Annotated in this window: 6 protein-coding genes; 3 read left to right on the top strand and 3 right to left on the bottom strand. The window is 46.4% G+C overall.

The window, feature by feature from the left end; all coding sequences use genetic code 11:
- Positions 1 to 180: 180 nt before the first annotated feature.
- Positions 181 to 1,830 carry a cation:proton antiporter gene (locus RIC07_RS37280; protein ID WP_446398912.1) on the top strand — a complete coding sequence of 550 codons (1,650 nt, stop codon included), beginning with the start codon at positions 181 to 183 and terminating at the stop codon, positions 1,828 to 1,830.
- A 119-nt stretch (positions 1,831 to 1,949) separates the two neighbouring features.
- Here RIC07_RS37280 and RIC07_RS37275 read toward each other — a convergent pair whose 3' ends face one another.
- Positions 1,950 to 2,351, bottom strand: a complete 402-nt coding sequence (locus tag RIC07_RS37275; protein WP_446379205.1) for a peptide chain release factor 1 — start codon at positions 2,349 to 2,351, stop codon at positions 1,950 to 1,952.
- 449 nt (positions 2,352 to 2,800) lie between these two features.
- Here RIC07_RS37275 and RIC07_RS37270 point away from each other — a divergent pair, with 449 nt between their 5' ends.
- Both RIC07_RS37270 and RIC07_RS37265 read left to right on the top strand, forming a co-directional pair.
- Positions 2,801 to 3,025, top strand: a complete 225-nt coding sequence (locus RIC07_RS37270; RefSeq protein WP_446379207.1) for an AbrB/MazE/SpoVT family DNA-binding domain-containing protein — start codon at positions 2,801 to 2,803, stop codon at positions 3,023 to 3,025.
- Positions 3,018 to 3,407 (top strand): type II toxin-antitoxin system death-on-curing family toxin, encoded by a 390-nt coding sequence (locus RIC07_RS37265; protein ID WP_446398911.1) that lies wholly within the window; start codon positions 3,018 to 3,020, stop codon positions 3,405 to 3,407. Before RIC07_RS37270 ends, RIC07_RS37265 begins: the two co-directional genes overlap by 8 nt.
- Positions 3,408 to 3,839: 432 nt before the next feature.
- Here the strand turns inward: RIC07_RS37265 and dtd are convergent, their stop codons facing one another.
- Together dtd and RIC07_RS37255 are read right to left on the bottom strand one after the other, a co-directional pair.
- Positions 3,840 to 4,286 carry a D-aminoacyl-tRNA deacylase gene (dtd, locus tag RIC07_RS37260; protein ID WP_446398910.1) on the bottom strand — a complete coding sequence of 149 codons (447 nt, stop codon included), beginning with the start codon at positions 4,284 to 4,286 and terminating at the stop codon, positions 3,840 to 3,842.
- A gap of 236 nt (positions 4,287 to 4,522) precedes the next feature.
- Positions 4,523 to 5,710, bottom strand: a complete 1,188-nt coding sequence (locus RIC07_RS37255) for a class I SAM-dependent methyltransferase (protein WP_446398909.1) — start codon at positions 5,708 to 5,710, stop codon at positions 4,523 to 4,525.
- Positions 5,711 to 6,058: the final 348 nt, after the last annotated feature.

The raw sequence follows: 6,058 nt of genomic DNA, 5'->3' as shown, positions 1-6,058 counted from the left end.
GGACTCTGGGGGAAAGAAATTGGCTGTCAAGTCGGGCTGTCGGGGGCATTTTGCCTAGATAAGTGGCGCAGGGCAGCAATGTCTAACAGCGATGTTGGAAGCCTACACCATAATCTTTGATTTGGTGTAGGAGGATGTCACTTATTTGTCTCTTATCCTTCTTCAGAACCAGAATCCTCCATGTTAACCAGCGCATTATGGATTTTATTAATGGGCTTTTTTGGGGGTCAAATTGCCCGTCGTTTAGGTGCGCCACCGTTAATCGGGATGATTTTGGTGGGAATTGTCCTCGGACCCCAAATTGGCAATGTGATCAGTTCAGATGTGCTGGAAGCGGCGGATAGTTTGCGAACGGTTGCCGTGATGGTTATCTTGATGAAAGCGGGACTAGGGCTGGATCGGGAAAAGCTGCTGTCTCAGGGAAGTGTAGCGCTGCGGCTAGGCTTTTTGCCTGCGGGGTTTGAAGCAGTTGCGATCGCGTTAGCCGCTATCTGGATTTTTCAGTTTGACGTTCCCACAGGATTACTCTTAGGTTGCATCATTGGCGCAGAATCTCCGGCGGTAATTGTTCCGGGAATGCTGCGGCTAAAACGTTTGGGTTGGGGAGTGACGAAGGGAATTCCTGATGCGATTCTCACGGGGAGTGCTTTATCCGATGTTCTATTATTACTTTTATTCAGTTTACTGTTAAGTTTTTTAGGTCAGGGCGGAATTGAAACCATCACTCTTCCGGGAGGATTTACACTTTCGGCGTTGCAATTACTACCGTTGCAAGTATTTATTGAAATCGGACTGGGTATCTTGATTGGCTACGTGGCGGCTCGTTTAATTGTCTCGCTACTAACGGAACAAAATTGGACACAAAATACGGTTCAAGATGTTTTAATTGCCGCTGGAATTGCGTTATTATTGGTGATTGTAGAAAAAGTATTACCCTACTCTGGCTACTTAGCCGCTATGGGAATGGGGTTCTTTTTGATTGAATTGGATGCACCGTTGGCTCGACGCCTACGCGGTGGATTTGATAGCCTTTGGGTTGTGGCGGAGATTGTTTTATTTGTTTTATTGGGCGCGAGTGTTCAACTCCAAGTATTAGGCAATACAATTTTACCAGGACTTTTAGTGTTAGCTATTGGCTTGTTTGTCGGTCGTCCCGTGGGTTGGTATCTCTCGACATTAGGAAGTAATTGGACGGGGCGAGAACGGCTGTTTTTGCTGCCGGGAAATATGGCAAAAGCAACGGTTCAAGCGGCAATTGGTGCGATTCCCTTAGCCAGGGGAATTGAAGGGGGAGAAATTATTTTAGCCATTGCAGCACTTTCCATTTTGACCACAGCACCGATTGGGGCTTGGGCGATTCCTACCTTTGCGCCAAAATTATTGGAACGGGGAGAGGTTGACCCGACGAAAGTAACGGTAGTGACTCATACTGTACTGTTAGCGGCGGTGGATACGTCTCCTTTGGCGACAGAGGTTTTGCGGAAAGTCGCTAGTATTGCTCGGCGCACAGATGGAGAAGTAATTGTATTACATGTGATCAATAATGATCAGATAGAGGAGGTAGAAAAGCTGCGCGATCGCACTCAACGATTACTCAGTGATATTCGCTATGAATTTATCACGATCAAGGGTTCCATTCCAGAAGAAATTGTTCGGGTGGCGCAAGAGTATCAAGTGGCAGATATTGTCATGGGGAAACGGGGACATCAACGTTGGCAACAGGTGCGAGTCGGTTCCGTATCGCAAGCCGTTCTAGAAATAAGTTCTATCCCGGTTATCTTAGTAGAAGATCCGCAAAAGGAATTGGCGGTAAAAAGCCGCAGGTTTTGATAATTAGTGGCTGCTGAATAAGTCTTGTGGTGGGGAGAGGCAATAGGCAAAAGTTTCAACCCTCTGTTGAAATAAAAATAGTCTATTGTTGATTTACGGCTAATCTTGAACTCAGCTTGCTAGCGCCAATAGGGACGCCCTTTCCAAAATACGCCAACGAGAACGGCAACCACGTTGGCATAACTTAAACTTACCAAAACAAAGGGTAAAGGCAACAGTGATTTTAACCACAAGGTTAGGGCTAAACAGGGAACTAATGCCCACAAGCTGCTACTGTTAATCAAAACGTGGGGATAAAACCGTTCCAGAATATAAACACCGAGAACTCCAAACCCCGCCGCCGCCATTAAGATGATGATCATCCCTAAGGGAGGAGTATAGAGGAACCGGATCATCTCACGGATCGCGGCGGATTGGGTGACGCCTAAGCCGATGATAATTTCAAGGGCGATCGCGATCGCAGTAGTAATCCCTGAGACTTCTAAGAGCGATCGCCAGGGAAGAGATCGTAAGCGATACATGGAATTTTATCCAGTTGTGGGTATCCTGCTATTCTACCGCCCTAGCTCCCGTGAAACGTCAAAACCTACTGGCGTGGCATACCTGAGAACTTACGCAAAGGCTCTATATGTTCTATATGTAGGGTGTGTTAGCGACAGCGTAACGCACCATATAACAGCACAACCCACCCTATAACCGAGAACGGTGCGTTACGGCGCCAAATCGCAAATTCTTTGTTATATGTTCTATATGTAGGGTGTGTTAGCGACAGCGTAACGCACCATATAACAGCGCCACCCACCCTATAACCGAGAATGGTGCGTTACGGCGCCAAATCGCAAATTCTTTGTTACGTTAATCTCAGCCAGCGCCTAACGCACCCTACGGGCTAGACTCCATTCATTTTTGGCTGGTTTGTCTGGTAATTAGCGTGATTACTATAGTAATAACGTCAGCAAAAAATTAAATCATGGAAATAAAACTACGGAAAGTGGGCAACTCCATTGGCACCACGTTTCCTCAGGAAATCTTGGACAAATTTGATTTAAGGGAAGGGGATACACTAACCCTGGTGGTGATGGAGGATGGCATTAAGTTAATGGCTTATGATCCTGAATTCGAGCAAGTGATGGCGGCTTACAAGCAGGGGGCATCACAGTACCGCAATGCCATGCGAGAGTTAGCAGATGGCTGAACCGATTTGGATTACTGCTGCGATGGTGCAGGTGATTCATGATGATCAAGTTGCAACCCATGGTGGGGTGTATGGGTTACGGGATGAGGGATTGCTGGCGAGTGCCCTTGCCCGTGCGCGTAATCGCTATGGGTATGAAGGGGCAGATATTTATCGACTGGCTGCGGATTATGGCTATGGAATTGCTAGAAATCATCCGTTTATTGATGGCAATAAGCGCACGGCATTTCAGGTGATGTATGTGTTTCTGAAGGTGAATAGTTGGAATTTGGATGCACCAGAGTCAGAGGTAGTGCTGGTGATGCGATCGCTGGCGGCGGGGGAACTCTCTGAAGATGAGTTGGCGCAGTGGTTGCGGCAATATTCCTCAAGGGATGCGTAGTGCAGCGGGCATGAAAATACGGAAGACCAATTAGTTTTGAGTGTTGAATTTTGAATGTGTAGGGGCGGGTTTCACCAATAACGCATCGGATCAAACCACTAACTTAACTAAACCCGCCCCGACTTGACCCTTCGCTTACAGAAACCAGAACCTAATGTGTAAGGTTGGGTTGAGGGGCGGGTTTAGTCGCATCTGGGTGAGAGAAGAAAGAATAGTAGTGAAACCCGCCCCTACAGAATCTATGACAAATGATAAGTGATAAATGAGAATCACGTAATACGCAACAATAACATTACTCAGGCGCCTCCCTTTATTGATCGGAAGTTCCCTCTATACAAAATAGCTATATCCAATCGAAAGTATTATCCTGTAATAGTTTGAGCGATTGCTGGACAAAATGCCTACCCTCATTGGGGTAAGCAATTGGTCAATTTACCGCTCCAGCAGCAATGTCACGGGTCCATCATTTTCAATCGAGACGTGCATCATCGCCCCAAATACCCCCGTTTCCACTCGTAACCCACTTTGACGCAACTTATCCACAAACTGCTGATACAATTGTTCTGCCTGTTCAGGATTTGCCGATCGCGAAAACGATGGGCGACGCCCTTTGCGACAATCCCCATACAAGGTAAACTGACTCACCACCAACAATTCGCCGCCAATTTCCTGAACCGACTGTTCCCAGCGATTGCTATTGCTATCGGTTCCCGGAAATAACCGCAAATCTAAGCATTTTCGCGCCATCCAATCTAATTCAGCTTCCGTATCACTATCGGCAATTCCCACTAGCAAATTTAGCCCTTGACCAATTTTACCAACGACTTCACCGTTAATTGTGACTTGAGAGGATTTAACTCGCTGAATAATAACGCGCATTTACAATTTACATAAGTGTGTAGGGGCGGGTTTCACCAATAACGCATCGGATCAAACCACTAACTTAACTAAACCCGCCCTGACTTGACCCTTCGCTTACAGAAATCGGAACCTAATGTGTGTGTACGGTTGGGTTGAGGGGCGGGTTTAGTCGCATCTGGGTGAGAGAATAAAGGATAATTGTGAAACCCGCCCCTACAGCAATGAATGACAAATGACCAATGACAAAATGACAATCACCGACTTAAGATAATAAGCTGTTGCTGTTGGAGCGATCGCACTCCATCTAATCCTAACTCTACATCCCTTAAAATCTCTGCCACAGTGCGTTGTTGACTGCTATTTTCGTCACAGGCTTGCAGAAAAGCAAACTCGGCATCTGATAAATTAATAATCTGATAATCATAGTTAAATAAACATTGACTGGGCCACCCTTCCATACAGGGATTCCGTTCAGGAATCGCCGCTAATAACTCCTGATCCTGTGACCAATCTACCTTCGGTAAAGGTGGACGCCCCAAGAAAAACTCATAATGGGACAGGTCTGGATCTAACAACTCAATTAAACGATACCGTTCGCGATCGCTCAACCCACTCGCCCGTTCCATTAATCCTGGATTTTTCCCTAATAGCCGATCCAATTGCCAATATCCAGGATTAGAAAAGCCGATAAACTCTAACCCCGACGCATCAATTAACTCAAATAAACTGTCAATCGTGTAGTCAATCTCTTGGGGATGCACATACATATCCGCGAAATTCGCATCCCGTTGATTTTCCAATGACCAACGTTCTTTTTCTCGCTTGACAATTCGGTTATTTTCTGGTAAGGATTCAAAAACCTGGCGTCCAACTTGCACACCATCTTGGTAATCCCCACGCTGCTCCCCTTGCAAGAGTGCGATCGCCTGTTGCATCAGCCGCACTTCCCAGCGCCCCAATTCAGCATAGACAAAAATATGCATCAAGCCCCCTGGTGCTAACTTGGGTGCTAATGCCTGAATACCGCGAATCGGATCAGGCAAATGATGCAATACGCCTACACAGTTAATTAAATCAAACTCTCCTTGCAGTTGTTGGGCATCATAGAGGCTCAAGTGATGAAACTCAACCCGATTCGCCCCAGAACGATGACAGCGTTCCTGCGCCACCTGCAACGCCCCAGCACTCAAATCGATACCCACAACCGAAGCTTGGGGATTCAGATGAACCAAATATTCGGTGCCTACCCCTGTACCACAACCCGCATCTAAAATCCGAATATCCTGCCTTGACGGTTTTTGACCCGTGCAGAAATTATAGGCGGCTAACCAATTCCAGCGCCAGTTATACCCAGGCGGCGGTTCATCCAGCAAGGGTTCTGGGGGAAAGGGGTAAGCGTCATACAATTGGGCTACAGCAATGCTGGTATTGTCATTTGTCATGTTGTCTCAGGGAACAGGGAACAGGGAACAGGGAACAGGGAACCCGAACTAATGTAACAAAACTTATGCTTTTTCTCAGTGAGTGAGATTAATCCACTATGATGACTCTGTTATGACACTGTAAAATTTTGGCATGTATTCTATACACTTCTTAATAAAGCCGTTAAGCAGATCAGAAACGTTTTAATCTAGATTCTGACCAGGTTTAGCGAGGTCACTGGTTGATTTAGGGCAAGGTAACGCAGGAATATCCCATCCCCTCAACAAGTAGGTCTGGGAGAAAATCTTAATGTACTGAGCCTAAGAATGTAAACGACAGTGACCTAGATGAATCCCCTGGTCAGGCTT

It is taken from the genome of Coleofasciculus sp. E1-EBD-02 (genome assembly GCF_040218245.1).
Classification (GTDB): domain Bacteria; phylum Cyanobacteriota; class Cyanobacteriia; order Cyanobacteriales; family Coleofasciculaceae; genus Coleofasciculus.
This window is presented reverse-complemented; position numbering and strand designations above follow the sequence as displayed.

What these genes read in the sequence shown, in the direction of transcription:
- RIC07_RS37275 (WP_446379205.1), bottom strand. Translation starts at nt 2,351, where the DNA reads ATGTATCGCTTACGATCTCTTCCCTGGCGATCGCTCTTAGAAGTCTCA.
- RIC07_RS37270 (WP_446379207.1), top strand. Translation starts at nt 2,801, where the DNA reads ATGGAAATAAAACTACGGAAAGTGGGCAACTCCATTGGCACCACGTTT.
- RIC07_RS37280 (WP_446398912.1), top strand. Translation starts at nt 181, where the DNA reads ATGTTAACCAGCGCATTATGGATTTTATTAATGGGCTTTTTTGGGGGT.
- RIC07_RS37255 (WP_446398909.1), bottom strand. Translation starts at nt 5,710, where the DNA reads ATGACAAATGACAATACCAGCATTGCTGTAGCCCAATTGTATGACGCT.
- dtd (WP_446398910.1), bottom strand. Translation starts at nt 4,286, where the DNA reads ATGCGCGTTATTATTCAGCGAGTTAAATCCTCTCAAGTCACAATTAAC.
- RIC07_RS37265 (WP_446398911.1), top strand. Translation starts at nt 3,018, where the DNA reads ATGGCTGAACCGATTTGGATTACTGCTGCGATGGTGCAGGTGATTCAT.